The 26,309-nt window shown below is 64.3% G+C and carries 25 protein-coding genes; 14 read left to right on the top strand and 11 right to left on the bottom strand.

Annotation, left to right across the window (positions count from 1 at the left end; genetic code table 11):
• Positions 1-87: 87 nt before the first annotated feature.
• The 6 genes from cobG (at position 88) to M1D87_RS23320 (ending at position 5,941) form a co-directional block, all read left to right on the top strand.
• Positions 88-1,419: a precorrin-3B synthase gene (cobG, locus tag M1D87_RS23345; protein WP_332880276.1), complete on the top strand. Its 1,332-nt coding sequence runs from the start codon at positions 88-90 to the stop codon at positions 1,417-1,419.
• The gene (locus tag M1D87_RS23340; RefSeq protein ID WP_003257545.1) at positions 1,412-2,038 is read left to right on the top strand and encodes a precorrin-8X methylmutase; all 627 of its coding nucleotides are present in this window, start codon (positions 1,412-1,414) and stop codon (positions 2,036-2,038) included. Before cobG ends, M1D87_RS23340 begins: the two co-directional genes overlap by 8 nt.
• Positions 2,035-2,769, top strand: a complete 735-nt coding sequence (locus M1D87_RS23335) for a precorrin-2 C(20)-methyltransferase (RefSeq protein WP_013974378.1) — start codon at positions 2,035-2,037, stop codon at positions 2,767-2,769. Before M1D87_RS23340 ends, M1D87_RS23335 begins: the two co-directional genes overlap by 4 nt.
• The gene (gene cobJ / locus M1D87_RS23330) at positions 2,757-4,454 is read left to right on the top strand and encodes a precorrin-3B C(17)-methyltransferase (protein WP_082810493.1); all 1,698 of its coding nucleotides are present in this window, start codon (positions 2,757-2,759) and stop codon (positions 4,452-4,454) included. The genes M1D87_RS23335 and cobJ overlap by 13 nt, the downstream gene beginning before the upstream one ends.
• A 93-nt stretch (positions 4,455-4,547) precedes the next feature.
• Positions 4,548-5,228, top strand: a complete 681-nt coding sequence (locus M1D87_RS23325; protein ID WP_023662437.1) for a hypothetical protein — start codon at positions 4,548-4,550, stop codon at positions 5,226-5,228.
• A 59-nt stretch (positions 5,229-5,287) separates the two neighbouring features.
• Positions 5,288-5,941, top strand: a complete 654-nt coding sequence (locus tag M1D87_RS23320) for a hypothetical protein (protein WP_421091550.1) — start codon at positions 5,288-5,290, stop codon at positions 5,939-5,941.
• 7 nt (positions 5,942-5,948) lie between these two features.
• Here the strand turns inward: M1D87_RS23320 and M1D87_RS23315 are convergent, their stop codons facing one another.
• From M1D87_RS23315 to M1D87_RS23275, 9 genes are all read right to left on the bottom strand, one after another.
• Entirely contained in the window at positions 5,949-6,545 is a 597-nt protein-coding gene (locus tag M1D87_RS23315; RefSeq protein ID WP_013974374.1) for a MarC family protein, read from the bottom strand.
• Positions 6,546-6,722: 177 nt separating this feature from the next.
• On the bottom strand, positions 6,723-9,494 hold the full coding sequence (locus M1D87_RS23310; protein ID WP_039613546.1) for a hybrid sensor histidine kinase/response regulator: 2,772 nt from the start codon (positions 9,492-9,494) through the stop codon (positions 6,723-6,725).
• A 144-nt stretch (positions 9,495-9,638) separates the two neighbouring features.
• A complete protein-coding gene (purD, locus tag M1D87_RS23305; RefSeq protein ID WP_075046492.1) occupies positions 9,639-10,934 on the bottom strand; it encodes a phosphoribosylamine--glycine ligase in 1,296 nt (431 codons plus the stop codon).
• 135 nt (positions 10,935-11,069) lie between these two features.
• The gene (gene purH, locus M1D87_RS23300) at positions 11,070-12,677 is read right to left on the bottom strand and encodes a bifunctional phosphoribosylaminoimidazolecarboxamide formyltransferase/IMP cyclohydrolase (protein WP_123084730.1); all 1,608 of its coding nucleotides are present in this window, start codon (positions 12,675-12,677) and stop codon (positions 11,070-11,072) included.
• 81 nt (positions 12,678-12,758) lie between these two features.
• Positions 12,759-13,079: a DNA-binding transcriptional regulator Fis gene (gene fis, locus M1D87_RS23295; RefSeq protein ID WP_012274390.1), complete on the bottom strand. Its 321-nt coding sequence runs from the start codon at positions 13,077-13,079 to the stop codon at positions 12,759-12,761.
• On the bottom strand, positions 13,076-14,089 hold the full coding sequence (gene dusB / locus M1D87_RS23290) for a tRNA dihydrouridine synthase DusB (RefSeq protein ID WP_013974369.1): 1,014 nt from the start codon (positions 14,087-14,089) through the stop codon (positions 13,076-13,078). The genes fis and dusB overlap by 4 nt, the downstream gene beginning before the upstream one ends.
• 254 nt (positions 14,090-14,343) lie before the next feature.
• Positions 14,344-15,699 (bottom strand): DUF3426 domain-containing protein, encoded by a 1,356-nt coding sequence (locus tag M1D87_RS23285; protein ID WP_123084729.1) that lies wholly within the window; start codon positions 15,697-15,699, stop codon positions 14,344-14,346.
• A gap of 42 nt (positions 15,700-15,741) precedes the next feature.
• On the bottom strand, positions 15,742-16,620 hold the full coding sequence (gene prmA / locus M1D87_RS23280) for a 50S ribosomal protein L11 methyltransferase (RefSeq protein WP_123084728.1): 879 nt from the start codon (positions 16,618-16,620) through the stop codon (positions 15,742-15,744).
• A 198-nt stretch (positions 16,621-16,818) separates the two neighbouring features.
• Positions 16,819-17,274: a MaoC family dehydratase gene (locus M1D87_RS23275; protein WP_039613549.1), complete on the bottom strand. Its 456-nt coding sequence runs from the start codon at positions 17,272-17,274 to the stop codon at positions 16,819-16,821.
• 143 nt (positions 17,275-17,417) lie between these two features.
• On the opposite strand from M1D87_RS23275, the gene M1D87_RS23270 reads away from it, so the two are divergent.
• The 3 genes from M1D87_RS23270 to M1D87_RS23260 are packed head-to-tail and all read left to right on the top strand — an operon-like array spanning position 17,418 to position 19,093.
• A complete protein-coding gene (locus M1D87_RS23270; RefSeq protein ID WP_003257558.1) occupies positions 17,418-17,780 on the top strand; it encodes a CidA/LrgA family protein in 363 nt (120 codons plus the stop codon).
• Positions 17,777-18,493 (top strand): LrgB family protein, encoded by a 717-nt coding sequence (locus tag M1D87_RS23265; RefSeq protein WP_013974365.1) that lies wholly within the window; start codon positions 17,777-17,779, stop codon positions 18,491-18,493. Before M1D87_RS23270 ends, M1D87_RS23265 begins: the two co-directional genes overlap by 4 nt.
• A 9-nt stretch (positions 18,494-18,502) precedes the next feature.
• The gene (locus tag M1D87_RS23260; RefSeq protein WP_039613550.1) at positions 18,503-19,093 is read left to right on the top strand and encodes an LON peptidase substrate-binding domain-containing protein; all 591 of its coding nucleotides are present in this window, start codon (positions 18,503-18,505) and stop codon (positions 19,091-19,093) included.
• Between the two features lie 111 nt (positions 19,094-19,204).
• Here M1D87_RS23260 and M1D87_RS23255 read toward each other — a convergent pair whose 3' ends face one another.
• Positions 19,205-20,521 carry a bifunctional DedA family/phosphatase PAP2 family protein gene (locus M1D87_RS23255; RefSeq protein WP_123084727.1) on the bottom strand — a complete coding sequence of 439 codons (1,317 nt, stop codon included), beginning with the start codon at positions 20,519-20,521 and terminating at the stop codon, positions 19,205-19,207.
• Between the two features lie 3 nt (positions 20,522-20,524).
• Complete coding sequence (locus M1D87_RS23250) at positions 20,525-21,193, bottom strand: DNA-3-methyladenine glycosylase (RefSeq protein WP_123084726.1); 669 nt, start codon at positions 21,191-21,193, stop codon at positions 20,525-20,527.
• Between the two features lie 330 nt (positions 21,194-21,523).
• Here M1D87_RS23250 and M1D87_RS23245 point away from each other — a divergent pair, with 330 nt between their 5' ends.
• The 5 genes from M1D87_RS23245 to mrdA are packed head-to-tail and all read left to right on the top strand — an operon-like array spanning position 21,524 to position 26,303.
• A complete protein-coding gene (locus tag M1D87_RS23245) occupies positions 21,524-22,795 on the top strand; it encodes a glutamate-5-semialdehyde dehydrogenase (RefSeq protein WP_123084725.1) in 1,272 nt (423 codons plus the stop codon).
• Positions 22,764-23,456 carry a nicotinate-nucleotide adenylyltransferase gene (nadD, locus tag M1D87_RS23240; RefSeq protein ID WP_052261051.1) on the top strand — a complete coding sequence of 231 codons (693 nt, stop codon included), beginning with the start codon at positions 22,764-22,766 and terminating at the stop codon, positions 23,454-23,456. Before M1D87_RS23245 ends, nadD begins: the two co-directional genes overlap by 32 nt.
• Positions 23,457-23,499: 43 nt before the next feature.
• Entirely contained in the window at positions 23,500-23,919 is a 420-nt protein-coding gene (gene rsfS, locus M1D87_RS23235) for a ribosome silencing factor (RefSeq protein WP_013974359.1), read from the top strand.
• 10 nt (positions 23,920-23,929) lie between these two features.
• On the top strand, positions 23,930-24,397 hold the full coding sequence (rlmH, locus tag M1D87_RS23230; RefSeq protein WP_003249722.1) for a 23S rRNA (pseudouridine(1915)-N(3))-methyltransferase RlmH: 468 nt from the start codon (positions 23,930-23,932) through the stop codon (positions 24,395-24,397).
• A 16-nt stretch (positions 24,398-24,413) separates the two neighbouring features.
• Positions 24,414-26,303 carry a penicillin-binding protein 2 gene (gene mrdA, locus M1D87_RS23225; protein ID WP_061303523.1) on the top strand — a complete coding sequence of 630 codons (1,890 nt, stop codon included), beginning with the start codon at positions 24,414-24,416 and terminating at the stop codon, positions 26,301-26,303.
• The last annotated feature ends 6 nt before the right edge of the window (positions 26,304-26,309 follow it).

Here is a 26,309-nt window from a genome sequence, read left to right as displayed (position 1 = left end):
CGATGATGCTCGACCACCGGCTTTTCATGCCGCCGGACAAAGCAGGCATAATACCGCGCCTTCTACACTCAAGCGCATTTTCACAGATTGCCGGACGCCCCTTTGACCCAGGCCCATGCCTCCCATGTATCGCCCCGTCCCTCGGCCTGCCCGGGGTTGTGGCGCATCGTCAGTGCCCGTGATGGCGGCATCTGCCGCATCAAGCTGCCGGGCGGCCTGCTGCTGGCCGACCAGGCCGACGCAGTGGCGGCGGCTGCCGAGCGTTTCGCTGGTGGCGTGATCGAGGCCACCAACCGCGGCAACCTGCAGATTCGCGGCATCGGCAGCGAGCATCGCGGCCTGGTCGAGACACTGCTCGCTGCCGGCCTGGGCCCACGTGATGCCGCCGGTGACGATGTGCGCAACCTGATGCTCAGCCCGCTGGCCGGGCATGACCCGGCGATGCTGCTGGACGCTCGACCGTTGGCCGGGCAGATCCTCGACCTGCTGGAGGGCACCCCGCGTTTTCACCAGTTGTCGGCCAAGTTTGCCGTGCAGCTGGATGCCGGCGAAAACCTGGCCATGCTCGAACACCCCCATGACCTGTGGCTGTCTGCCCTGCGCCTGGGGCAGCAGACCTGGCTGGCGTTTGGCCTGGCGGGTTGCCCGGCAGACGGCCAGGTGCTCGGCGCGGTGCCGGCGGACCAAGGCCTGGTGCTGGTGCGTGCGGTGCTGGAGCGCTTTCTCGACCTGACCACCCCGGCACAGTCGCGCATGCGCCAGTTGCTCGAGGTATGTTCGGCAACCGATTTCATCGACGGGCTCGGCCTGGCCATCCGCCGCGATGCCGCCGTGCTCGCATGGCGACGTGAACCGCGCAGCGCCTCGTGGCTGGGCGTTCTGCCCCAGGCGCAGGGCATCGCCTTGGGCGTTGCCCCGCCGCAGGGGCGCCTGACCCCGGCCATGCTGCGTGGCGCTGCGTGCGTTGCTCGTGAACATGGCGATGGCAGCCTGCGGCTGAGCCCCTGGCAAAGCCTGGTGCTGACCAACCTGCAAGCGCAACACATCGATCACGCCCAGGCCGGGTTGTCCGCACTGGGCCTGCTATGCCATGACCATGAGCCACTGGCCCGCATAAGCGCTTGTACCGGCGCCAGTGGCTGTGCCAAGGCCCTGGGCGAGACCAAGGCCGACGCCGTCACCCTGGCTGCACTGCTCGGCCCTGGCGTGCCCGGCAGCGTGCACCTCTCCGGTTGCCCCCGATCCTGCGCCGTGGCCCATGTTGCCCCGGCCACCCTGCTGGCGCGCGCGCCGGGCCGTTACGACCTGTACCTGCGTGATGCGCGCCAGCCGGGCTTCGGCGCCCTGCGCGCCACCGACCTTACCTTGAATGAAGCAGGCGCCATGCTCGACCTGCCGACGGAGCACCTTGATGATTGACTATATCCGCGATGGTCAGGAGATCTATCGCAATTCCTTCCGGATCATCCGCGAGGAAGCCCGACTCGAGCGGATCCCCGCAGACCTCGAAAAGCTCGCCGTGCGCGTGATCCACGCCTGTGGCATGGTCGACGCCATCGATGGCCTGCAGTTCTCCGAAGGCGCCGGCCGGGCCGGGCGCGAGGCGTTGCTGAACGGCGCGCCGATTCTGTGCGATGCGCACATGGTCGCCGAAGGTATTACCCGCGCCCGGCTGCCCGCCGACAACAAGGTCATCTGCACCCTGCGCGACCCGAGCGTACCGGGCCTGGCGAAAGACGCCGGCAACACCCGTTCCGCCGTGGCCCTGGAGCTGTGGCGACCGCACCTGGAAGGCAGTGTGGTGGTGATCGGCAACGCGCCTACCGCACTGTTCTACCTGCTGGAAATGCTCGACGCCGGCGCCCCGAAACCAGCACTGATCCTCGGTTTCCCGGTCGGCTTCGTCGGTGCCGCCGAGTCCAAGGCGATGCTCGCCGCCGACAGCCGTGGCGTGCCGTTCGTGATCATGCAGGGCCGCCTGGGCGGCAGCGCGATGGCCGCCGCCGCGGTCAATGCCCTCGCCACGGAGGTGGAATGATGGTGCCGCGTGGACGTCTGCTGGGCCTGGGCGTGGGCCCTGGCGACCCTGAACTGATTACCCTCAAGGCCTTGCGCCTGCTGCGTGAAGCGCCCGTGGTCGGCTACTTCGTGGCCAAGGGCAAGCGCGGCAACGCCTTCGGCATCATCGAGGCGCACCTGCAGCCCGAGCAGACCTTGCTGCCGCTGGTCTACCCGGTAACCACCGAAGCGCTGCCAGCGCCGCTGTCCTATGAACAGGTGATCAGCGACTTCTACGACGAGGCCAGCGTGCAGGTGGCCGAGCACCTGGATGCCGGCCGCGACGTGGCGGTTATCTGTGAAGGCGACCCGTTCTTCTATGGTTCCTACATGTACCTGCACGACCGCCTGGCGCAGCGCTACGAGGCCGAAGTGATTCCCGGCGTCTGCTCAATGCTCGGTGGCGCCTCGGTACTGGGCGCGCCGCTGGTGTACCGCAACCAGAGCCTGTCGGTGCTGTCTGGCGTGTTGCCGGCCGAAGAGCTCAAGCGTCGCCTGGCCGATGCCGACGCGGCGGTGATCATGAAGCTTGGCCGCAACTTCCCCAAGGTGCGCGAAGTGCTGGCCGAACTGGGCCTGGACGGGCGCGCGCTGTATGTGGAGCGGGCGACCATGGCCAACCAGAAAATCGTGCCGCTGGATCAGGTCGACCCACAGTCGTCGCCGTACTTCTCGCTGATTATCGTGCCGGGTGAAAAATGGCAGGGCTGAACATGCACCAGGCACCGGCGATCGTCATCCTTGGCCAGGGCAGCCTGGCCACGGCGCAGCGTATCCAGCAGTGTTATCCACAAGCATCGATCCATGGGCTGGAAGGACGGGTCGAGGGTGCCGACCTTTGCTACACCGCGTTCGGCGATACCCTGCGTGGGCTGTACCAGCAGAACACTCCGATCATTGCCTTGTGCGCGGCGGGTATCGTCATCCGCAGCCTCGCCAGCCTGCTCAGCGAGAAAGGTGTCGAGCCGCCGGTACTGGCCGTGGCCGAAGACGGCAGCGCGGTAGTGCCGTTGCTCGGTGGCCTTGGCGGTGTGAACGTGATGGCGCGCGAAATCGCTGAAGCACTGGGCGTTGCTGCGGCGATTACCACCAGCGGCGAGTTGCGTTTCGGCACCTGTCTGCTGAACCCACCGCAAGGTTACGCGTTGGCGGATATCGAGCAAGGCAAGCGCTTCGTCTCCGACCTGCTGGCTGGCGAGGCGGTGCGCATCGAAGGTGACGCGCCGTGGCTGCAGCAGGCGCAGCTGCCTGCCAGCGAGGCGGCCCGGCGTACCATCCATGTGGGGCACCAGGCGCGCCCGGCCAGCCGCGACGAGCTGCTGATCCACCCGCGTTCGGTGGTGGTGGGTGTTGCTGGCGGTAGCCTGGCCAGTATCCGGTCGGCATTGCAGCAGGCCGGCATCGCCGAGCCGGCAGTGGCCTGCCTGCTGGCCGACGAGCAAGCCATGGCCGATAGCGCCCTGTACGAGGCCGCACAGGCCCTGGGGGTTGCCTTGCGCTTTGCTGCCAGGACGCATGATCTCGCCAGCATGGTTGCCGCGGCATTGCCTGCTGCGCAGCTGATCGAGGTGGCAGACGTGGTCATCGCGGTGGCGCCTGCCCCGGTCGAAGTGGCGCAGATCGGTCGTCGTCGGGGTCGTTTGGCGGTCATCGGCCTGGGGCCGGGTGCAGCCGAGCTGATGGTGCCGGCGGTCAAGGCCGAGCTTGCGCGGGCCGAGGATGTGCTCGGTTACGAAACCTACGTGCGCATGGCCGGCCCGTTCCGTGACGACCAGGTACTGCACTGCACCGACAACCGTGAAGAGATGCAGCGTGCTCGGCATGCCTTCGAACTCGCGGCCCAGGGCCGTTCGGTGGTGGTGGTTTCGTCGGGCGACCCGGGGGTGTTCGCCATGGCGGCTGCGGTACTTGAAGCGCTGCACGAGTCCACGGACCCGGCTTGGCACCGGGTGGATCTCGAGATCCTGCCAGGGGTGTCGGCCTCGCTCGCGACGGCCGCCCAGGCGGGCGCGCCGCTGGGGCATGACTTCTGTGTGATGTCGCTGTCCGACAACCTCAAGCCGTGGTCGATCATTGAAAAGCGCCTGGACCTGGCGGCCCAGGCCGACCTGGTGCTGGCATTCTACAACCCGATTTCCAAGGCCAGGCCGCACCAGCTTGGGGTAGCGCTGGAGGTCGTGCGCCGGCACCGCGAGGGGAACACGCCTGTAGTCCTTGGCCGTGACATCGGTAGGCCGGGGCAGACGCTGAGGGTCGTCACATTGGCCGAGCTGCTGCCGGAAATGGTCGACATGCGCACCATGGTGCTGGTGGGTTCATCTACAACCTGCGTGTTTCCTCGCTTGTCGGGCGGGGTGTGGGCCTACACCCCGCGTTGGTACCCGTCGGCTGACTAGTTGCACCGGAAACCCTTCAGCGCGCTGCATCCTGGGCGTGCTGGCTAAGGTGGTCGCCCCTGACTCGGGGGGCAACCATCTAGGAGTTTCCACATGTCCACAGAAACACAAGTCACTGCGACCGACACAGCCATCCTGGTCGAAGGCAACCTGCTGGCCTGCGGCGCAGGCATGTCTTCGCAAAGCCGTCATGACGTAAAGAACGCCTTCCACTTTGCCACCTTGGTGGCTGACAAGTCCTTCGATGCCGAAAAACAGAGCAGGGAGTGGTACGACCGGTTCATCGATGTCATGCGTGATCTTGGCTTTACCATCCCTCGTCGCACCTTCGAGCTGGAAACCTCTGCCGAGTTGTCTGTCACCGTGGGCGCTGTCGCTATACGGGCGATCGGTGCGGTCGGCAATGCAGTGCTGGGTGGTACCAAGTTGGGTGTGCTGGCCAAGGCGGCTTTCGACAAACTCACCACCGTCGAAAATGACGTCAAGGTGGTCGATCACAAGCGCAAGAACAAGGTCAGGGGCATGGTCGGGATGGCCGCCTGCGTCGAAACCGACAACAACGATGTGGTCATGGTGGTGAGCTGCATCCAGGCCTCTGCCCCCAAACTGGAGGATGACATCCTGGGTATCCAGTGGAAGCTGGAAAAGACCGAGTACTACGCCGGCATGGCTGTGCTCACCCTCAACACTTTCGTCTACGACAAGGTCCGCGAAACCGTGGAAAACAAACTCGGCGTGCGCAGCGTCGAGAACGTTCTCCAGTACGACTTCTGATTGCAGGGCGGCGTTGTTGCAACGCCGCCTTGTTCGGCTCTTTGTGACGAGGCAATGCAATGGACAGAACAGCTGAACAACTGATGTTGATTGGCGGGACTGCATTACTGTATCGCGCGGACGCTGGCCAGATTCAACGCCAGGCTGCTTTCGACTCCATCCTTTACGCCCAGTTGGTGGCCAACAGGAATGCGGGGTCACGCTTTGACAACTATGAAGCCTGGTATGACGCCTATCGCGAGGCATACCGGCAACTGGACTGGATCAAGCTGGCCAGTACGCATGACTTGAAACAGCTGGGGCAGCCCGCGCCCAGCGCGCAGATACAGCCACTCGAGGCGTGGCTGAAGATGCGCTCGATCCGTCATGAGGCTGTGCTGGCTGCAGTAAGAAGTGGCCTGGGCCGATCGATCGAAGGTTTTCGTCACCAGCTGAAGTTCAGCACGCAGGGTTCGCAACTGGTGATCGAGCTTGGCTTGCTCAAGCCGGGCCCGACCCTCGATCTTTGCAGTATCACCTTCCAATTCGACGCACCGATCGCCGGCATACCCCAGGACATGCTGCTGGTCGAAAAGGCGTTGGAGGGTGAAGCCGGGTTCAATGGCGTTTCCTTGCAGCTGGATAACGGGCGTTTCCAATACCAGCGAGATGAGCTGGAGGCATTGATGAAAACCAAGGATGCACAAGGGGAGTATCGGTTCGACCTGCATTAGGCAATGGCTATGGCGCCAGGTAGCCTTTGATACCGGTAAAGATGATTTGCGCAGCCAGGGCGCAGACGAACAGCCCCATCAGCCGGCTGACGATCTGCAGCCCCTGGTCGCCGAGGATGCGCTCGATACGGTGTGACAGGTACAGCACCAGGCCGACGGTGAAGCTGGCCAGGGCGATGCTGATGATGGCCAACAGCTTGTCGTCCCAGTGCGGGTGGCCGACGCCCATTACCAGCAGTGCACCGATGGTGCCCGGGCCGACGGTGAGCGGGATGGTCAGCGGCACGATGGTGACATCCTGCTGCACGTTGTCGGCCTGTACCGCAGACTTGCCTTGGGCCATGCCCAGTGCCGAAATGAACAGCACACTGCCAGCGCCGATGCGGAAGGCGTCGGCGGTGATGCCGAAGATGCCGAAGATTGCCCGACCGAACAGGTACAGCAAGACACTGGCTATGAGTGCGGCGATGGCCACCTTCCATGCCAGCTGCTTGCGCTCCTTGCTGGAATGGCCGCGGGTCAGGCTGATGAAGCACGACAGCACGAAGAACGGGCTGTAGAGCACGAGCATTTTCAGGTAGACGCTGAACAACTCATGGAGCATGGGGGCTAGTCCAGGCAGTTATGGCTGGGCAGAGTTTATCAGCAGATTCTGTTGATAGCCTGTACCGGCCTTTTCGCGGGTGAACCCGCTCCCACAGGGATAGCATTGCCTTCAGGCCTTATGCAGTACCTGTGGGAGCGGGTTCACCCGCGAAGAGGCCGGCACAGGCGCCTCAGGTCAGGAACTATGCACCGGATCCACCTTGGCTTCCCGGTGATTGGCCCAGTACTGGATCAGCTCTCGCAACTGCGACAGTTCCACCGGTTTGGCCATGTGCCCGTCCATGCCCGCCAGGCGGGCGCGTTCCTTGTGTTCGGCAAGTATGTGCGCGGTCAGCGCCACCACCGGGGTGCGCTGGCGCTGGTTGGCGGTTTCCCAGGCGCGCAGCTGCTGGGTGGCCGAGAAACCGTCAAGTATCGGCATTTCGCAGTCCATCAGCACCAGGTCATAGCGCTGCGCCTTCATCGCCTGCAAGGCCTCTTCACCATTGCTGGCGGTGTCGGGCTCGAGGTTGAGCTTGCCAAGCATGCCGCGGATCACCTTGGTCGAGATGCTGTTGTCCTCGGCGACCAGCACGCGGAAATCGCCGGGCAGGTCCAGTGCCTGGGGGATGCCGGGCAAACTGGCTGGTACGGCTTGCTCGCGGCCGCGCTGGGCCAGTTCTTCGGCCAGGGTGGTTTTCAGCGTGTAGCCGGCCACCGGCTTGGCGAGGATCCGCTTGACCCCGGCGTTGCGCGCAATGACCTTGCTCGGCGCGTTGCTGATGCCGGTGAGCATCACCACCAGGATGTCGTGGTTCAGGCTCGGGTCTTCCTTGATCTTGGCGGCCAGCTGCATGCCGGTCATGCCCGGCATGTTCTGGTCCAGCAGCACGGCATCGAAGTAGTCGCGCAGGTGGGCCTTGGTGCGCAGCAGGGCCAGTGCTTCCTTGCCCGACGGGACCGCGCTGACGTTCATGCCCCAGGCGCTGCACTGCTGTACCAGCACCTTGCGGCAGGTGTCGTTGTCGTCCACCACCAGTACGCGAGCATCACGCAGCGGGCTGTCGAGGTCGGCCGGTGGCTGTTCCAGGCGCGAAGGGTCCAGCGGCAGGGTCAGCCACAGGGTATTGCCCATGCCGGTGCTGCTCTTGATGCCGAACTCGCCCTGCATCAGCCCGATCAGCTGCTTGGCGATGACCAGCCCCAGGTGGCCGCCCAGCTTGTTGCTGGACAGGAAGTGGTGGCTGTGCAACTCGGCCTGCAGCAAGGCTTCGCGGTCAGCGGCCGGCAACGGTTCGCCGCTGTCCTGCACGGCGATGCGCAGGCGCGGTACCTCGCCGCGCTGGTCCAGCGCCACTACCAGCAGGATCTCGCCCTGGTCGGTGTTTTTCAGGGCATTCTCCAGCAGGCTCGACAAGGCCTGGCGCAGGCGCGTCGGGTCGCCGCTGATCACCCGTGGTACCTGCGGTTGGGTGAAGCTGATCAGTTCGATGTTCTGCTGTTCGGCCTTGGCGCGGAAGATGTTCAGGCAATCTTCGATCAGCGCGTTGAGGTCGAACTGCACGTCATCGAGTTCGATCTGCCGGGATTCCAGCTTGGAAATGTCGAGAATCTCGTTGATCAGCGTCAGCAGTTCGTTGCCGGCGCTGTGAATGGTCTGCACGTAGTCGCGTTGCTTGACCGACAGCGGCGTGCCCAGTAGCAGCTCGGTCATGCCCAGCACACCGTTCATGGGGGTACGGATTTCGTGGCTGATCTTGGCCAGGAACTCGGCCTTGGCGTTGATTTCGGCATCGCTGGCGGCCAGTGCGCGGCTGGCGCTGAAGCGCTCCTCGCTAATGCGCCGCAGGCGTTCACTGACGGCCAGGTTGAGCAGCAGGCCGCTGGCCACGGTCAGGCCCAGCAGGATGCACAGCAGCCAGGGCGTCGAGGTACGGGTCAGGCCCAGCAGCGCTGGCAGCAGCACCAGGCCACCGAGGTTGAACACCACCATGGCCAGGCTGAACAGACGTGCGGGCGCATAGCCCTTGTACCAGTGGTAACTGCTGACCAACAGCATGCTCACGCTGCCCAGGGCCATCAGGGCATAGGTCATCAGGTTGAGGGGCAGGGTGTCGACGAACAGCAGCACCAACCCGCTCACCCCGACCAGCAGCATCTCGCCCTGCAGCAGACGGTTTAGCCGTGGCGAGTTGCATGGCGAGAAGAAATGCTGGGTGAAACCCAGCCCCGCCAGGCCGGCCAGGACCAGCGTCAGGTATGCGGCGGGTGTTTGCGCGCTATGCCAAACGTGCCACCAGGGGCCGCTGAGGTTCAGCAGGATCAGGCCGCTGAGCAGCATCAGGCCGTGGTACAGCGCCAGGATCAGGGTGGTGCTGGAGCGGCTGTAGAGGAAACGGATCAGGTTGTGCATGATCAGCATCACCAAGCCGCCGAACAGCATGCCGAACAGCAGTGGCTGGCGCTGGTCGGAGGCTGCCACGGCCGCAGGCTCCAGGCTGATGGCCGGGCGCAACTGGTGCTCGGAAACCAGGCGCAGGTAGATATCCAGGGGTTGCTTGCTGTTGGGCAGGGGTAGTACATGGTCGCTGCCACGCAGGGTCGGGCTGGCATTGCCTGCCTGGCGCCCGTGGTGCAGCTGACGCAGAAGCTTGTCGCCCTCGAGGGCGTAGAGGTCCAGGCCAGAAAGGTCTGGGGCGAAAACCCGCAGCAGTTTTTCCTGCTCGCCGGGCTCCAGGCGGTAGTGCAGCCACAGGGCCTGTTCCGCAGGAGCGGCATCCAGGTCGGCAAGTACCAGCGGGCTGAACTGGTTGCGGTAACGTTCGGAGCGCACGTCGCTCAGTTGCAGGTTGGCCTGTTCGTCGAGCATAACGGCCCAGCCTCCGTCATGTTCGGCCGCCGCCGGGAACATGCAGAGCAAGGTCAGCAAGCTGACGATCAGAGCTGAGGCAATCCGAAGCCGACGCACTACGAAATCCCTTCTTAGCCTAGGTGCCGGGTATTAACTATGCGCGGCGCGCCAAGTCGAAGGCAAGGCCCCTTGGGGCCCTGTCGACGAGCCGGATGCCGCAGGCGCAAGGTGCTGGGGCGCGCTGCGGACGTCCGGTACAACTTACTGCTGGTGCTCACCGCGTTCGCGGGCGATGGCCCGGTAGCCGATATCGGTGCGGTAGAAACTGCCGTTCCAGCTTACTTCCTTGGCCAGGCGGTAAGCCTGCTGCTGCGCGTCGGCAACGGTGCTGCCCATGGCGGTGGCACACAGCACGCGCCCGCCGTTGGTGGTCACCTTGCCATCCTTGAGTGCGGTACCGGCGTGGAACACCTTGCCTTCGATCTTCGCGGCAGCGTCCAGGCCGTTGATCACGTCACCCTTGGCGTAGTCGCCCGGGTAGCCGCCGGCAGCCAGTACCACGCCCAGGCTCGGGCGCGGATCCCACTGTGCTTCGACCTTGTCCAGCGCCTTGGCGAAGGCGGCCTCTACCAGCAGTACCAGGCTAGACTCCAGGCGCAGCATGACCGGCTGGGTTTCTGGGTCGCCGAAGCGGCAGTTGAACTCGATGACCTTGGGGTTGCCCGCCTTGTCGATCATCAGGCCGGCGTAGAGGAAGCCGGTGTAGACGTTGCCTTCCTCGGCCATGCCGCGCACGGTCGGCCAGATCACCTGGTCCATCACGCGCTGGTGAACTTCGGCGGTGACTACCGGGGCAGGGGAGTAGGCACCCATGCCGCCGGTGTTCGGGCCGGTGTCCTGGTCGCCGACACGCTTGTGGTCCTGGCTGGTGGCCATGGGCAGCACGTTCTGGCCGTCGACCATGACGATGAAGCTGGCTTCCTCGCCGTCGAGGAACTCCTCGATCACCACGCGGGAGCCCGCATCGCCGAAGGCGTTGCCGGCCAGCATGTCACGCACAGCGGCTTCGGCTTCTTCCAGGGTCATGGCGACGATCACGCCCTTGCCCGCGGCCAGGCCGTCGGCCTTGATCACGATCGGCGCGCCTTTTTCCTGCAGGTAGGCCAGCGCCGGCTCGATTTCGGTGAAGTTCTGGTAGTCGGCGGTCGGGATCTTGTGACGCGCCAGGAAGTCCTTGGTGAAGGCCTTGGAGCCTTCCAGCTGGGCCGCGCCCTTGGTCGGACCGAAGCAGTCCAGGCCGCGGCTGCGGAACAGGTCGACCACGCCGATGACCAGCGGTGCTTCCGGACCGACGATGGTCAGGTCGACGTTCTTCTCGGCGAAGTCAGCCAGTTGCTCCAGGGCGCACACGTCGATGGCGACGTTCTCGCACTTGGCTTCAATGGCGGTGCCGGCGTTGCCCGGGGCAACGAAGACTTTCTCCACGCGTGGGTCCTGGGCGACTTTCCAGGCCAGGGCGTGCTCACGGCCGCCGCTGCCGATGATCAAAACTTTCATGTCAAAACCTCTGTTTGGCGGCAATCCTCGTACCCTGTGGGAGCGGGTTCACCCGCGAATGCGGCGGTGAATCCAACATCGCATTCGCGGGTGAACCCGCTCCCACAGCGGCCTAGGATCGGCCGGCCATCTTGATTAGTGGCGGAAGTGGCGCATACCGGTGAAGACCATGGCGATGCCGGCTTCGTCAGCGGCAGCAATCACCTCGGCATCACGCATCGAACCACCTGGCTGGATCACGGCGCTGATACCCACTTTAGCCGCATTGTCGATGCCATCACGGAACGGGAAGAACGCATCCGACGCCATGACTGCACCCTGCACCTGCAGGCCGGCATGCTCGGCCTTGATTGCAGCAATGCGCGCGGAGTTGACGCGGCTCATCTGGCCGGCGCCGACGCCGATGGTCTGGCGCTGCTTGGCGTAGACAATGGCGTTGGACTTGACGAACTTGGCCACTTTCCAGGCGAACACCAGGTCGTTGATCTCTTGCTCGGTTGGCGCACGCTTGGTGACGATCTTCAGGTCATCGGCAGTGATCATGCCGATATCGCGGCTCTGCACCAGCAGGCCACCGTTGACGCGCTTGAAGTCCCAACCGGCAGCGCGCTCGGCAGGCCACTCGCCGCACTCCAGCAGGCGTACGTTCTGCTTGGCGGCAACCACTTCGCGGGCAGCCTGGGAAATTTTCGGGGCGATGATCACTTCGACGAACTGGCGGTCGACGATGGCCTTGGCGGTTTCGCCGTCCAGTTCGCGGTTGAAGGCGATGATGCCGCCGAACGCCGACTCGGTGTCGGTGGCATAGGCCAGGTCGTAGGCCTTGCGGATGCCGCCTTCGTCTTCAGGTACCACGGCCACGCCGCACGGGTTGGCGTGCTTGACGATGACGCAGGCCGGCTTGACGAAGCTCTTCACGCACTCCAGCGCGGCATCGGTGTCGGCCACGTTGTTGAACGACAGTTCCTTGCCCTGCAGCTGGATGGCGGTGGAAACGCTGGCTTCGCCTTTCTTCGCTTCTACGTAGAACGCCGCGCTCTGGTGCGGGTTTTCGCCGTAGCGCATTTCCTGGGCCTTCACGAACTGGCTGTTGAAGGTGCGCGGGAACTCGCTGCGGCCTTCAGTGCTCAGGGTTTCTTTGGCCTGGTCGATGGTGCCCATGTAGTTGGCGATCATGCCGTCGTAGGCAGCGGTGTGCTCGAACGCCTTGAGCATCAGGTCGAAGCGCTGGGCGTAGGTCAGGCCACCGGCCTTGAGGCCTTCGACGATGCCGGCGTAGTCGCTGGCATTGACCACGATGGCCACGTCCTTGTGGTTCTTGGCAGCCGAGCGGACCATGGTCGGGCCGCCGATATCGATGTTCTCGATGGCGGTCGGCAGGTCACAGCCAGGCTTGGAGATGGTGGCTTCGAACGGGTACAGGTTGACTGCTACCAGGTCGATCGGCTTGATGCCGTGCTCGTTCATGATGGCGTCGTCGGTGCCGCGACGGCCGAGGATGCCACCGTGGATTTTCGGGTGCAGGGTCTTGACCCGGCCATCCATCATTTCGGCGAAGCCGGTGTAGTCGGCCACTTCCACCGCATTGACGCCGTTGTCCTTGAGCAGCTTGTAGGTGCCGCCGGTGGACAGGATCTCGACACCGAGCTGCTGCAGCTCACGGGCAAATTCGAGGATACCGGTCTTGTCGGAGACGCTGATCAGGGCGCGGCGGACTGGCAGGCGGGTAGTCTGGTCGGTCATTTCGGGTTCCAATAACGCGGTGGAGTCAGCAAAAAAGGCGCCTCTGTTCAGGGAGCCGCCTTTTCTGGTTGGGATTCTGGCTTACAACAAGTCGTACTGCTTGAGCTTCTTGCGCAGGGTGCCTCGGTTCAGCCCGAGCATCTCGCTGGCCTTGGTCTGGTTGCCCTTCACGTAGTTCATCACGCTTTCGAGCAGGGGCGCCTCGACTTCGGAGAGCACCAGGTTGTACACGTCCGTCACGGTCGCGCCTTCCAGGTGGGCGAAGTAGTTGTGCAGCGCCTTCTCGACGCTGTCGCGAAGGGTTTGGCCCTCTTCGCTCGGCGTGTTGAGGTGCTGTTTCAGGTTGGCGTTGTCGCTCACGGGCGTTGTTCCACTCACAAATGTCTCGGTCATCATCGTCATGCGGCCACCCCTTGTCCGTCCTCTGTCTCAAGGCTCTGTCGACGTTCGCTGAAAAACGCGCGAACGTTGGCGCACTGCGCTTGTGTGTCTTCCAAAGCGTTGAACCGGGAGCGAAACTCCTTGCCGCCGGGTCGTGTTGCCAGGTACCAGCCAACGTGCTTGCGGGCGATACGTACGCCCATCACATCGCCATAGAAGGCATGCAGCGCGGCCAGGTGCTCCAGCAGGATGCGTTCCACTTCCTCCAGCTGCGGCGCTGGCAGGTGTTCGCCAGTGCGCAGGTAATGCTCGATCTCGCGAAAGATCCATGGCCGCCCCTGGGCGGCCCGGCCGATCAACAGGCCATCGACCCCGGTGGCGTCCAGCACCGCCCGGGCCTTTTCTGGCGAGGTGATATCGCCGTTGGCAAAAACCGGGATCGACACCGCCTGCTTGATGGCAGCGATGGTGTCGTATTCGGCTTCGCCGGTGTACAGGTCGGCGCGTGTGCGGCCATGCACCGCCAGCGCCTGGATGCCGGCCTGCTCGGCAATCTTCGCCACGTTCAGGCCGTTCTTGTTCGCCCGGTCCCAGCCGGTGCGGATCTTCAGGGTCACCGGGACGTCCACGGCGCCGACCACGGCGTGGAGAATCTCGCTGACCAAGGCTTCATCTCTCAATAAAGCAGAGCCTGCGGCTTTGTTGCAGACTTTTTTTGCCGGGCAGCCCATGTTGATATCAATGATCTGGGCGCCTGCATCGACGTTGGCCTTTGCCGCCGCTGCCATCATCTGCGCATCACCACCGGCGATCTGTACCGAGCGTGGCTCGGGATCACCTTCATGGATGCGGCGCAGGCTCGACTTGCGGCTGTTCCAAAGGCTCATGTCACTGGAGACCATTTCCGACACCACCATGCCGGCGCCCAGGCGCTGGCAAAGTGTACGGAAAGGCTGGTCCGTGACCCCGGCCATGGGCGCGAGGATCAGGTTGTTACGTAGTGTGTATGGGCCGATGCGTACCGCCGACATAGGTGATCCCTGTTGTGGGGCCGAATCTTGGAGTTCGAAAAAGGGTTGGCATGATACCCGCTCTCGGTGACCGGATAAAGATGGATTTGGATAAAATCTGAACAGTTGTCGGCTTATGACTTTTGGTATGGGTGAGTATCCAGGACCTTGCGCGGCCCCTGTGGGAGCGGGCCTGCCCGCGAAGCAGGCGGCGCAATGGATGGCACGGGCTTCGCCCGTGTTCGCGGGAACGCCCGCTCCCACAGGGCTGCTGGTTACTCCGGCGAACGGAAGCTCAAGCTGTAATTAACGGCCTTCGGCCCTGGGTCGAGGATGTCCAGGGCGATGTGGATCGGTGTCTGGCTTGGCATTTCGCCGCGCCCGGCCAGTTCGCCGGACAGGTATTCGCTGGGCTTGAAGCGACGGCTGGCGATCAGCTGGCCATTGAGGTCGGCGAAGCGCAGCTCCAGCAGCGGGAACGGCTGGGCGAACGGCGCGCGGTTGTAGATGATCGCATCGACGATCAGTGCGCCCTTGAAGTCCGGGTGGCTGCGTACTACCAGGTTGCTGCTCTTGATTCGAGCGATATCGACGCGGGTCGGCACTTCGCAGCCGACCAGCGGGCAGACTTGCTGGAAGAGCGGCCGGTACTGGTCCTGGCGGGCCATTTCGTCGAAATGGAACCAGACATACTGGAACGCAAGCAAGCCAGCGGCCAGCAGTGTCAGGAAACCCCACAACAAGCGCTTGCCCCAGTTGGGCGCGGGCTGTTCCCAGCCCAGTTGCAGTGGGTCGTCGACCACATCTACCAGCGGCTCCTTGCGCGCCGGGCGCTCGGCTTTGCCGGCAAGGCCTGGTTCCAGGCGTTCGTCGGGAAGCGGCTCGACAGGTTCGTCGTCGCGCGCTGACAGGCGCAGCTCCAGCGGCTCGTCGTCCCGGGCGCTCAGGCCCCGTACAGGGGCCTCATCATCGCTGGCCCGCAGCGGGTCGTTGAATTCGGGGTGGTCATCGATTGCGGCGGTACTGTGTACCGGTGGTTCGTCGTCGATGTCCAGGTCAAGATTGCCACCTAACGTCGGCTCGGTACGCTCGCCTGGGGCGGGTTCCAGGTCCAGCTCCAGGGGCTCCGGCTCCCGCAGCACGGGCGTGGGTTCTACCGCCTGTTGCGGCTCGAACGGCTCATCGGTTGCCGTACCGAACAGGTCGTCGGCATGTTCGTCCGGGTGCAGTTCGTCACGCCGCGCCTGCAGGCCGTCATCCTGGCTTGCCGGGCGAGCCGAGGCCGGTTGGCCGCGGCGCTCCAGGCGCTCCAGTTCCATGTCGAGGTCGAGCGATTCCAGCGCCTGGGTGGTGAGCGCCCAGTCCTCGTCCGAGGGGGCGCTGGGCTCGCTGGCGACTGGCTGGGGTGCGATCGCCGGTTCGACCAGCGGTTCGGCAGGTGCAGCTGGTATCGGCACCGCAGGTGCGCTGGCTCCGCTGGCGCGGTTCTGCTCCAGCAGCTGCCTGGCGGCGTTGAACACCTGCAGGCAGTGGCCACAGCGCACTACACCGCGGGCCACGCTCAACTGGTGGTGGGTGACGCGAAAGCTGGTCTGGCAATGCGGGCACTGGGTGACGAAACTGTCGGTCATGCGGCAATCCGGGAGCTGTGCAGAAAAGTATTCTAGGCCCGCTTAACGGCGGCGACCACTGATGCGCACCCAGCCATCGCGAACGACGATCGGGTCCAGTTCGAAGTCGGCGGCATAGGCTGCGGCCACTTCCTCACCTTGCTCGGCGAGGATGCCCGACAGCGCCAGCAGGCCACCTTGGCGGACCAGGCCGGACAGTTGCGGTGCCAGCGACACCAGCGGGCCGGCGAGGATGTTGGCGACCAGCACATCGGCCTGCATGGCCGGCATGTTCACTGGCAGGTACAGCGCCAGCTTCTCGTCGGCGATGCCGTTGCGCTGGGCGTTGTCGCGAGAAGCCTCGATGGCCTGTACGTCGATGTCGGTACCGACCGCCTCACGGGCGCCCAGCAGCAACGCGGCGATGGCCAGAATGCCCGAGCCGCAGCCGAAGTCCAGTACTTGGGTGCCTTCGAGTTGCTGGCCGTCGAGCCATTCCAGGCACAGGGCGGTGGTCGGGTGGGTGCCGGTGCCGAACGCCAGGCCCGGGTCGAGCAGCAGGTTCACCGCGTCCTGTTCCGGGGCCTCGTGCCAGCTGGGCACGATCCACAGGCGGCGGCCGAAGCGCATCGGCTGGAAGTTGTCCATCCAGCTGCGTTCCCAGTCCTGGTCCTCGATCACCTCGGCCTGGTGCTCGGGCAGCTCGGCGCCGGTCAGCAGGCGCAGGTGGGCGAATACCTGCTCAGGGTCGGCATCGGCCTCGAACAGGGCCAGCAGGTGGGTGTGCGACCACAGCGGAGTGGTGTTGAGGTCTGGCTCGAAGATCGGTTGATCCTCGGCGTCCATGAACGTGACCGAGACGGCACCCACTTCGAGCAGGGCATCTTCGTAGGTTTCGGCTTGTTCCGGGCTGATGGCCAGGCGTACTTGCAGCCAGGGCATGGCGGGCACCTTTGGTAAATCGACAGGGGCAGCCCTAGGCTGCGCGAAGGCTGGCAGTTTACGCGAGTGCGGGGGATTTGTGGATCTGGGCTGCTGTGCAGCCCATTCGCAGCACAAGGCTGCTCCTACAAGAGATCACATACCCCTGTAGGAGCAGCCTTGTGCTGCGAATAGGGCGCGAAGCGCCCCCGGAATGCATCAGACAAAACAGAGGGAAAGCGACTCAGCTATATAAGCAGGCTTCTCCTCACCGTCGATCTCCAGCGTGGCAATCGCCTTTAGCAGCCATTGCCCCGGTCTCTTTTCCGTCACCTCGGCCAGGTCCACCTTCAGCCGTACCTGGCTGTCGACCTTGACCGGCTGGATGAACCGCACGCTGTCCAGCCCATAGTTCACCACCATCTTCAGCCCTTCCGGCAGAACCAGGATGTCCTCGATCAGCTTGGGAATCAGCGACAATGTCAGGAAACCGTGGGCGATGGTGCAGCCGAACGGGGTTTTTGCCGCCTTTTCCGGGTCAACATGGATGAACTGGAAATCGCCCGTGGCTTCGGCGAACAGGTTGATGCGTTGCTGGTCGATCTTCAGCCAGGCCGAGCGGCCCAGTTCCTTACCAACGTACTGCGAAAGCTCTGTAACCGGTACATGGGGCATCGCGGACTCTCCGGGTTGTCAGTTGGTACGAAAGTGCAAGATCAGCACGGCGAACCGTTTCAGTCAAGTTGCACGTTTTTCGACGAATATCGGTATATGACGGCACATGCTTATAATGGCGGCCATGCCCGAGGGAGATGCTTATGCTGTTGCGTGGTTTGACCTGGCTGGTGCTATTCCAGCTGCTGGGGACGGCAATCAACCATCTGTTGGTGCCGTTTCTGCCGGGGCCGATCATCGGCCTGTTGCTGCTTTTGTTCTTCCTCATGGCCCGTGGTGAGGTGGGCAAGCCGCTGAACGAGGCCGCCAGCAGCCTGCTGCGTTACCTGCCGCTGTTGCTGGTGCCACCAGCGGTGGGGGTGATGGTGTATGCCAGGGATATCGCCGCCGACTTCTGGGCCATTGCCGGTGCCTTGCTGATCTCCTGCCTGGTGACCCTGGTGTTCGTCGGCGTGTTGATGCAAAAGCTCATCCACCGTCAGGGCCGGAGCGAGGAGCAGCCATGATGCTCGACTGGCAAGGCGCACTGGATGCGGTCGTTCATCATCCCTTGTTCGGTATCGGCATCACGCTTGGTGCCTACCAGGTGGTGCTGGCGGCCTACGAGAAGACCCGCTGGATCTTCCTGCAGCCGGTACTGGTCTCGATGCTGCTGGTGATCGGCGTGTTGCTGGTGTGTGGCATCGACTACAGCGAATATCGCAAGAGCACCGAAATCATGAACATCCTGCTGGGGCCTGCCACCGTAGCCCTGGCTGTGCCGCTCTACCTCAACCTGCGGCGTATCCGACAGCTGTTCTGGCCCACATTTACTACGCTGGTAGTCGGGGGCCTGTTCGCCACGCTGTGCTGCCTGTTGCTGGGCTGGTGGTTCGGTGCCGAGCACATGATCCTGATGACCATGGCTCCGAAGTCGGTCACTTCGCCGATCGCCATGCTGGTGGCTGAGCAGATTGGCGGCGTGGCTGCCTTGGCGGCGGTGTTCGTGCTGATTACCGGGGTTATCGGGGCAATCTTCGGCCCGGCGTTGCTGAGCCGTTTTGGCGTGCATAGCCCCGAGGCCCGTGGCATGTCTTTGGGCGTGACCGCGCACGCAGTGGGCACTTCGGTGGCCCTGCAGGAAAGTGACGAATGCGGCGCCTTTGCCGCGCTGGCGATGAGCCTGATGGGGGTGGCCACGGCGGTGTTCCTGCCGCTGGCGGTCAGCCTGGTGGCTTGAGGACTTGTGATGACGCTACCGCTGTTTCCTCTCAATACCGTGCTGTTTCCTGGTTGTTTCCTCGATTTGCAGATTTTCGAGGCACGCTATCTGGACATGATCGGGCGCTGCATGAAGCGGGGCGAAGGTTTTGGTGTGGTGTGCATCCTCGAAGGCGAGCAGGTCGGCAAGGCGCCGCCGGTGGTCGCCTCGATCGGCTGCGAGGCGGTGATCCGTGACTTCGTGCAGCAGGATAACGGCTTGCTGGGTATACGCGTCGAAGGCGTGCGGCGCTTCAACCTGGAAAGCACCGAGGTGCAGAAGGACCAGTTGCTGGTGGGGCAGGTGCAATGGCTGCCGGAGCAGGCGGACAGCCCGTTGCTCGAGGCGGACGAAGACCTGCTGGCGTTGCTGGTGGCCCTGGGTGAACACCCGATGGTCGAAGCCCTGGACATGCCGCGGCCTGTGGACGGGCGGCAGACGTTGGCCAACCAGTTGGCGTACCTGCTGCCCTTCATGGAAGAGGACAAGCTGGATCTGCTGACCCTCGACTCGCCACAGGAGCGGTTGGGGGAAATCCAGAAGCTGCTGGAGCGGATTCAGGGTGAATTGTTTGCCTGATACTGCTGTGTTGCCAGTGCCGGCCTCTTCGCAGCACAAGGCTGCTCCTACAGGCTGACGAGAGCCCTGTAGGAGCAGCCTTGTGCTGCGAAGAGGCCGGTACAGGTGACATCAATATTGATACCGCAGCAAAGCCTGCGGCAGCGCATGCATGGCAAAGAACGCCAGCAACGCGACACACGCCGGCAAAACCAGCCACCACACCCGCAGCGGCAAGGCCGGGAGGGTCTGGTGACGCTGCGCCAGTGCCAGGCTGAGCGCGCACACACAGCACGCCAGCAAGGCCCCGGCGAGGATGTCGGTCGGCCAGTGCGCCCCGAGGTACACCCGTGACAGGGCAATCGCCAGCGCCGGAATGCAGCCCAGCATCACCCAGGTCAGGCGCATCCGCGGCGGCTGACCGCGACCGGCCAGCACTGCCATTACCAGGAAGAACGCGAACGACGCCGAACTGTGCCCACTGGGCATGCTGTAGCTGGTCAGCGGGTCGCTCAGCACTTCCGGGCGGGCCCGGGCGAACAGCCACTTCAGCGTGCCGTTGGCAAACGCCGTACCCATCAGTGCGCCCGCAGCGAACATGGCATGCCGCCACTGCCGGGCAAGCAGCAGCAGGCCCGTCAGCAGCCCGCCGAGGAATAACTGAGTGCGGAAATCGCCCAGCCGGGTCACCAGCACCACTGTGCCATCGATGGCCTGGCTGCGGTGCTCCTGCACCAGTGTCATCACGCCCTGATCGAACTCGTGCAGGTAGGGCCAGCCGAGGAAGACCCCGGCCAAGGCCAGGAAACTCATGCCGGCGATCAGCCGGGTACCGTGGCGTTGATCACGAATGCTGGTGTTCAGGCTCAGCCCGATGATGACTGCCAGGGTGCCGGCGATGATCCCGGCATCCAGCCAGAAGCCTTCCGGCAAGGGCAGGCGCATGGCTGCGCCGGTAGCCCAGCCGGGCAGCAGGTAGGCCACTGCCCAGCCGGCACCGGCCACCAGGCTGACGGCGATGAAGCGCGGCAGCGGCATGTCGAACATGCCGGCGACCATTGGCAGCATAGGCCGCAGCGGCCCGATGAAGCGCCCTACCAGCAGGCTGGCGATGCCGTAGCGCTGGAAGTAGGCCTCGGCGCTGCCGATCCATTCCGGATGGTGGCGCAGCAGGGGCAGCCTGCGAATGTTTTGGTGGAAGTACTTGCCCACCGTGTACGACAACGCATCCCCCACCAGGCCGCCGAGAAAGCCCAGCAGCAGCGTTTCGCCCAGGCTGAAGGCGCCGCTGCCGGCCAGTACCGCGACCGCGAACAGCAGCACGGTGCCTGGCACGATGATGCCGGCAATGGCCAGGCACTCGATGCAGGCCACCAGGAATATCGCCAGGCCAAGCCACTGCGGGTTGGCGCTGAGCCAGCCAGTCAGGCTGTCGAGCCATTGGCCCATGGTTCAGCTTCCTTGTTCCAGAATGAAGAAGTCGCGGCCTTCGACTTGGCCGCGACGTAACGGGTTCCGCGTGCAGAAACGGGCGTAATCGGCATCGACGAAACGGTAGGGCAGGTGCTCGTCGCGGCCATGCGGGATGCCCAGGCGGGCGGCCTGGATCACCCGTGGCACGATGTTGCCGCAATCCTCCACGTACAGGCGCTCGGCGTCAAAACGCTGGGCGTCCCAGTGCGGCACCTTCAGGCCCAGGGCCCGGCACAGCAAGGTCTGGCCCGCGCACAGGCGCTCGGGCGGGCGGAGGCTGCCGCTGGCATCGGGGTTGTTCAGTTGCATCTGTGCCAGGCTGTTCGGCCCCGAGCGGGCGTCCTGCCAAGGATAGGCCGACTTGATGAGCACCGCGTTGCCTGGCCCGTGGGCGCTGAAGTTCAGCGAGTCGCCGCCGCGCGCGTAGTACATATAGATGTGCCCGCCATCGAGGAACAGCGCCTTGCGCTTTTCGGTGTAGCCGAGCGAGGCGTGGCTGCCTTTGTCGGTGAGGTAGTAGGCCTCGGTCTCGATGATGCGCGCGGCCAGCCACAGGTCGCCGTGGCGATGGCGGATGACTTTGCCCAGCAGGGCCTTGGCCAGGGTCTGGGCGTCGCGATCGAAAAAGCTGTCGGGCAAGGCTGGCATGCGGGCGGTTCGTGGCTGGGACGGCGGGGATGATAGCAATGAATAGCTTAATCGAGGCTGAATCGAGTGGGATGTTGGCAGTGCCGGCCCTTTCGCGGGCTCGCCCGCTCCCACAGGTACCTCGGAGGTCCCAGGCCTTGTGCAATCCCTGTGGGAGCGGGTTTACCCGCGAAAAGGTCCTGACAGGAGATAGAAATTTCGATAACCCCGGTTACATCTTTCCTAAACAATGCCCCCAGCCATTTTCTACCATCCGCCACCCGCCGCTGGGCGTACACCTGCGCGCCAGTTATAATCAGCCGATTTCCCCTTCGCCAAGACACCGAACCCATGACTGAGTCCGTTCTTGACTATATGACCCGCCTGGGTCGCGCTGCCCGTGAGGCTTCCCGGGTGATCGGCCGTGCCAGCACCGCGCAGAAGAACCGCGCCCTGCAAGCTGCCGCCGACGCACTGGACGCCGCTCGTGCCGAGCTGACCGCAGCCAACGAGCTGGACCTGGCCGCCGGCCGTGCCAACGGCCTGGAGCCCGCGCTGCTCGACCGCCTGGCGCTGACCCCGGCGCGTATCAACGGCATGATCACCGGCCTTCGCCAGGTGGCTGGCCTGCCGGACCCGGTCGGTGCCATCCGCGACATGAGCTACCGCCCATCCGGTATCCAGGTCGGCAAGATGCGCACGCCGCTGGGGGTGATCGGGATCATCTACGAATCGCGCCCAAACGTGACCATCGATGCTGCCAGCCTGTGCCTGAAGTCGGGTAACGCGACCATCCTGCGTGGCGGCTCCGAAGCCATCCACTCCAACCGCGCCATCGCCACCTGCATCCAGCGTGGCCTCGCCGCCGCCGGCCTGCCGGCAGCCGTGGTGCAGGTGGTCGAGACTACCGACCGCGAAGCCGTGGGCGCGCTGATCAGCATGCCGGAATTCGTCGACGTCATCGTGCCGCGCGGTGGCCGTGGCCTGATCGAACGCATCAGCCGCGATGCCCGCGTGCCAGTGATCAAGCACCTGGACGGTATCTGCCACGTCTATGTCAGCCAGCACGCCGACCTGGACAAGGCCTGGCGCGTGGCGTTCAACGCCAAGACTTACCGCTATGGCATCTGTGGTGCCATGGAAACGCTGCTGGTCGACCAGCAGGTGGCCGAGCGCTTCCTGCCGGAAATGGCCAGTCGCTTCCAGGAGAAGGGCGTCGAGCTGCGTGGCTGCGAGCGCACCCGGGCGATCATCGACGCCAAGCCCGCCACCGAGGCCGACTGGCACACCGAATACCTGGACGCAATCCTGTCGATTCGCGTGGTCGATGGGCTGGACCAGGCCATCGAGCACATCAACCACTATGGCTCGCACCATACCGACTCGATCATCAGCGAACACCAGGGTGAAGCCCGCCAGTTCATGGCCGAGGTCGACTCGGCGTCGGTCATGCTCAATACCCCGACCTGCTTCGCCGACGGCTTCGAGTACGGCCTGGGTGCGGAAATCGGCATTTCCACCGACAAGCTGCATGCCCGCGGGCCGGTTGGCCTGGAAGGCCTGACCTGCGAGAAGTACGTGGTGATCGGTGATGGCCAGCTGCGCGGCCAGGAGTCCTGCTGAGTTGAGCAAGGCCCAGGCAGTCCGGCGTATCGGCATTCTTGGCGGCACCTTCGACCCCGTGCACATCGGCCACCTGCGCAGCGCGCTGGAAGTGGCCGAGTTCATGGGGCTGGACGAGCTGCGCCTGCTGCCCAACGCCCGGCCGCCGCACCGCGACACCCCGCAGGTGGCCGCGCAGGACCGCCTGGCCATGGTGCAAGGCGCTGTACAGGGCGTGCCCTGCCTGAGCGTGGATGCCCGCGAACTGGCGCGCGACAAACCGTCGTACACCATCGACACGCTGGAATCGATCCGCGCCGAACTGGCCGCTGACGACCAGTTGTTCCTGGTGCTGGGCTGGGATGCCTTCTGTGGCCTGCCCGGCTGGCACCGCTGGGAAGAATTGCTGCAACACTGTCACATCCTGGTGCTGCAACGCCCGGATGCCGACGTAGAACCCCCTGACGAGCTGCGCAACCTGCTGGCTGCGCGCTCGGAGAGCGATCCCACCGCCTTGTCCGGCCCGGCGGGAAACATTTCGTTCGTCTGGCAGACGCCGCTTGCGGTGTCGGCTACACAGATCCGACAGCTGCTGGCCAGCGGCAAATCGGTGAGGTTCCTGGTGCCGGACGCCGTACTGGCCTACATCGAGGCGCACGAACTGTATCGTGCACCTAACTGACGGTGCCTCTGGCGCCTCATCCAACGAGTTGAACGAGTTTTATATGACCAAGCAGAAAATCCACGGCGAAGAACTGGTCGCCCTGACCAAGGCAGCGCTGGAAGACGTCAAGGCCCAGGACATCCAGGTCATCGACGTGCGCGAAAAGCACAGCCTGACCGACTACATGATCATTGCCACCGGTACCTCCAACCGCCAGATCAACGCGATGCTGGAAAAGGTCCGCGAAGCGGTCAAGGCCAAGGGTGCCCAGCCACTGGGTGAAGAAGGCAAGGGCGACAGCGACTGGGTCCTGCTGGACCTGAACGACGTCATCGTGCACATGATGACCGCCGCTGCCCGCCAGTTCTACGACCTGGAGCGCCTGTGGCAGGGTGCCGAGCAAAGCCGTGCTGCCGATGGCAAGCACCACAGCCCGGACCATGCCCACGAGTACTCCGACAAGCTCAAGGACCGGGAATAAGGAAAGCGCTGTGCGTCTGCGCCTGATCGCGGTTGGCTCGCGCATGCCGAAGTGGGTCGAGGAAGGCTGGCATGAATATGCCAAGCGCCTGCCCGCCGAGCTGTCGCTGGAGCTGGTGGAAATCCCGCTGAACACCCGTGGCAAGAATGCCGACGTCGCCCGCCTGATCCGTCAGGAGGGCGAAGCCATGCTGAGCAAGGTTCAGCCAGGGGAACGCATCGTCACCCTCGAGGTCCATGGCAAGCCCTGGAGTACCGAGCAGCTGGCGACCGAGCTGGACCGCTGGCGCCTGGATGCGCGCACGGTGAATTTGATGGTGGGCGGCCCGGAAGGCCTGGCGCCCGAGGTCTGTGCGCGCGCCGAGCAACGTTGGTCGCTGTCGCCGCTGACCTTGCCGCACCCATTGGTAAGGATACTCATCGGCGAGCAGATCTACCGCGCCTGGACCGTGCTGTCCGGGCATCCTTACCATAAATGAGCCTGTAAGCAGTCCGATGTCGCAGCCGATCCGTCTCAAGGACCACGAGAAAGACGCCCGCCTGGTGCGCAACCGCGTCGTGGTCGGCGCAGTCGCGATCATGCTGCTTATCTGCGTGCTGATTGCGCGTCTGTACTACCTGCAGGTCATCCAGCACGACTATCACTCGACGCTGTCGGAGAACAACCGGGTGCATGTGCAGCCGATCCCGCCGACCCGCGGGCTGATCTTTGACCGCAACGGGGTGATCGTCGCCGACAACCGGCCCAGCTTCAGCCTGTCGATGACCCGCGAACGTGCGGGTAACTGGCAGGAAGTGCTGGATACCATCGTCGAAGTGCTGGAGTTGACGCCCGACGACCGCGCCCTGTTCGAGAAGCGCATGCGCCAGGGCCGCCGGCCGTTCGAGCCGGTGCCGATCCTGTTCGAACTCAACGAAGAGCAGATCGCCCGTGTGGCGGTGAACCAGTTCCGCCTGCCGGGCGTGGAAGTGGTAGCCCAGTTGGTGCGCCATTACCCGCAGGGCGCGCATTTCGCCCATTCGGTGGGGTATGTGGGGCGGATCAACGAGAAAGAGCTGAAAACCCTCGACCCGGTGAACTACAGCGGCACCCACCACATCGGCAAGACCGGCATCGAGCGCTTCTACGAAGCCGACCTGCATGGCCAGGTGGGCTACGAGGAAGTCGAGACCAACGCCCGCGGCCGCGTGCTGCGGGTGCTCAAGCGCACCGACCCGAAACCGGGCAAGGACATCGTGCTGAGCCTGGACATCAAGCTGCAGGAGGCCGCCGAGGCTGCCCTGGGTGGCCGGCGTGGTGCGGTGGTGGCGCTCGACCCGCGTACCGGCGAGGTGCTGGCGATGGTCAGCCAGCCCAGCTTCGACCCCAACCTGTTCGTCACCGGTATCGGCTTCAAAGCCTATGCCGAACTGCGCGACTCGATCGACCGACCGCTGTTCAACCGCGTGCTGCGCGGCCTGTACCCGCCAGGTTCGACCATCAAACCGGCGGTGGCCATCGCCGGCCTGGACAGCGGCGTGGTCAATGCCGGCAGCCGGGTGTTCGACCCGGGCTACTACCAGTTGCCCAACTACGACCACAAATACCGTAACTGGAACCGCTCGGGCGATGGCTGGGTCGACCTGGACACCGCGATCATGCGCTCCAACGACACCTACTTCTACGACCTTGCCCACAAGATGGGCATCGATCGGCTGTCCAGCTACATGAACAAGTTCGGCATCGGCCAGCGGGTTTCCCTCGACATGTTCGAGGAATCCGCCGGGCTGATGCCATCGCGTGAATGGAAGCGCGCCACCCGCCGCCAGGCCTGGTTCCCCGGCGAAACCCTGATCCTCGGCATCGGCCAGGGCTACATGCAGGCCACGCCGCTGCAACTGGCCCAGGCCACTGCGCTGATCGCCAACAAGGGCGTGTGGAACCGCCCGCACTTGGCCAAGAGCATCGAAGGCCAGCCGCCGGTGGACGACAACCCCATGGAAAACATCGTGCTGCGTGACAAGTCCGACTGGGCCAAGGTCACTCATGGCATGGAGCAGGTGATGCACAATGCTCGCGGTACCGCACGCAAGGCGGCCATCGGCTCGCAATATCGCATTGCCGGCAAGAGTGGTACCGCCCAGGTGGTGGCGATCAAGCAGGGCGAGAAGTACGACCGCAACAAGCTCCAGGAGCGCCACCGCGACCACGCCCTGTTCGTCGCCTTCGCCCCGGCCGAGGACCCGAAGATCGTGGTTTCGGTGATGGTCGAGAACGGTGAGTCCGGCTCGGGCGTTGCCGCCCCAGTGGTGCGCCAGGTGATGGACGCCTGGTTGCTCGACGAAAACGGCCGGCTCAAGCCCGAGTTCGCGCCTGCCACCGTTACCCAGGAATCAGCCCTGTGATGAACA

The organism is Pseudomonas sp. SA233 (genome assembly GCF_054792385.1).
The sequence above is the reverse complement of the archived record's forward strand: the minus strand, read 5'-3'. Positions and strand labels throughout refer to the sequence as shown.

Coding starts and splice junctions, on each gene's coding strand:
- M1D87_RS23340 (WP_003257545.1), top strand. CDS start 1,412: ATGATTGACTATATCCGCGATGGTCAGGAGATCTATCGCAATTCCTTC.
- M1D87_RS23335 (WP_013974378.1), top strand. CDS start 2,035: ATGATGGTGCCGCGTGGACGTCTGCTGGGCCTGGGCGTGGGCCCTGGC.
- cobJ (WP_082810493.1), top strand. CDS start 2,757: ATGGCAGGGCTGAACATGCACCAGGCACCGGCGATCGTCATCCTTGGC.
- M1D87_RS23325 (WP_023662437.1), top strand. CDS start 4,548: ATGTCCACAGAAACACAAGTCACTGCGACCGACACAGCCATCCTGGTC.
- M1D87_RS23320 (WP_421091550.1), top strand. CDS start 5,288: ATGGACAGAACAGCTGAACAACTGATGTTGATTGGCGGGACTGCATTA.
- M1D87_RS23315 (WP_013974374.1), bottom strand. CDS start 6,545: ATGCTCCATGAGTTGTTCAGCGTCTACCTGAAAATGCTCGTGCTCTAC.
- purD (WP_075046492.1), bottom strand. CDS start 10,934: ATGAAAGTTTTGATCATCGGCAGCGGCGGCCGTGAGCACGCCCTGGCC.
- purH (WP_123084730.1), bottom strand. CDS start 12,677: ATGACCGACCAGACTACCCGCCTGCCAGTCCGCCGCGCCCTGATCAGC.
- fis (WP_012274390.1), bottom strand. CDS start 13,079: ATGACGATGATGACCGAGACATTTGTGAGTGGAACAACGCCCGTGAGC.
- dusB (WP_013974369.1), bottom strand. CDS start 14,089: ATGTCGGCGGTACGCATCGGCCCATACACACTACGTAACAACCTGATC.
- M1D87_RS23285 (WP_123084729.1), bottom strand. CDS start 15,699: ATGACCGACAGTTTCGTCACCCAGTGCCCGCATTGCCAGACCAGCTTT.
- prmA (WP_123084728.1), bottom strand. CDS start 16,620: ATGCCCTGGCTGCAAGTACGCCTGGCCATCAGCCCGGAACAAGCCGAA.
- M1D87_RS23275 (WP_039613549.1), bottom strand. CDS start 17,274: ATGCCCCATGTACCGGTTACAGAGCTTTCGCAGTACGTTGGTAAGGAA.
- M1D87_RS23270 (WP_003257558.1), top strand. CDS start 17,418: ATGCTGTTGCGTGGTTTGACCTGGCTGGTGCTATTCCAGCTGCTGGGG.
- M1D87_RS23265 (WP_013974365.1), top strand. CDS start 17,777: ATGATGCTCGACTGGCAAGGCGCACTGGATGCGGTCGTTCATCATCCC.
- M1D87_RS23260 (WP_039613550.1), top strand. CDS start 18,503: ATGACGCTACCGCTGTTTCCTCTCAATACCGTGCTGTTTCCTGGTTGT.
- M1D87_RS23255 (WP_123084727.1), bottom strand. CDS start 20,521: ATGGGCCAATGGCTCGACAGCCTGACTGGCTGGCTCAGCGCCAACCCG.
- M1D87_RS23250 (WP_123084726.1), bottom strand. CDS start 21,193: ATGCCAGCCTTGCCCGACAGCTTTTTCGATCGCGACGCCCAGACCCTG.
- M1D87_RS23245 (WP_123084725.1), top strand. CDS start 21,524: ATGACTGAGTCCGTTCTTGACTATATGACCCGCCTGGGTCGCGCTGCC.
- nadD (WP_052261051.1), top strand. CDS start 22,764: ATGGCCAGCTGCGCGGCCAGGAGTCCTGCTGAGTTGAGCAAGGCCCAG.
- rsfS (WP_013974359.1), top strand. CDS start 23,500: ATGACCAAGCAGAAAATCCACGGCGAAGAACTGGTCGCCCTGACCAAG.
- mrdA (WP_061303523.1), top strand. CDS start 24,414: ATGTCGCAGCCGATCCGTCTCAAGGACCACGAGAAAGACGCCCGCCTG.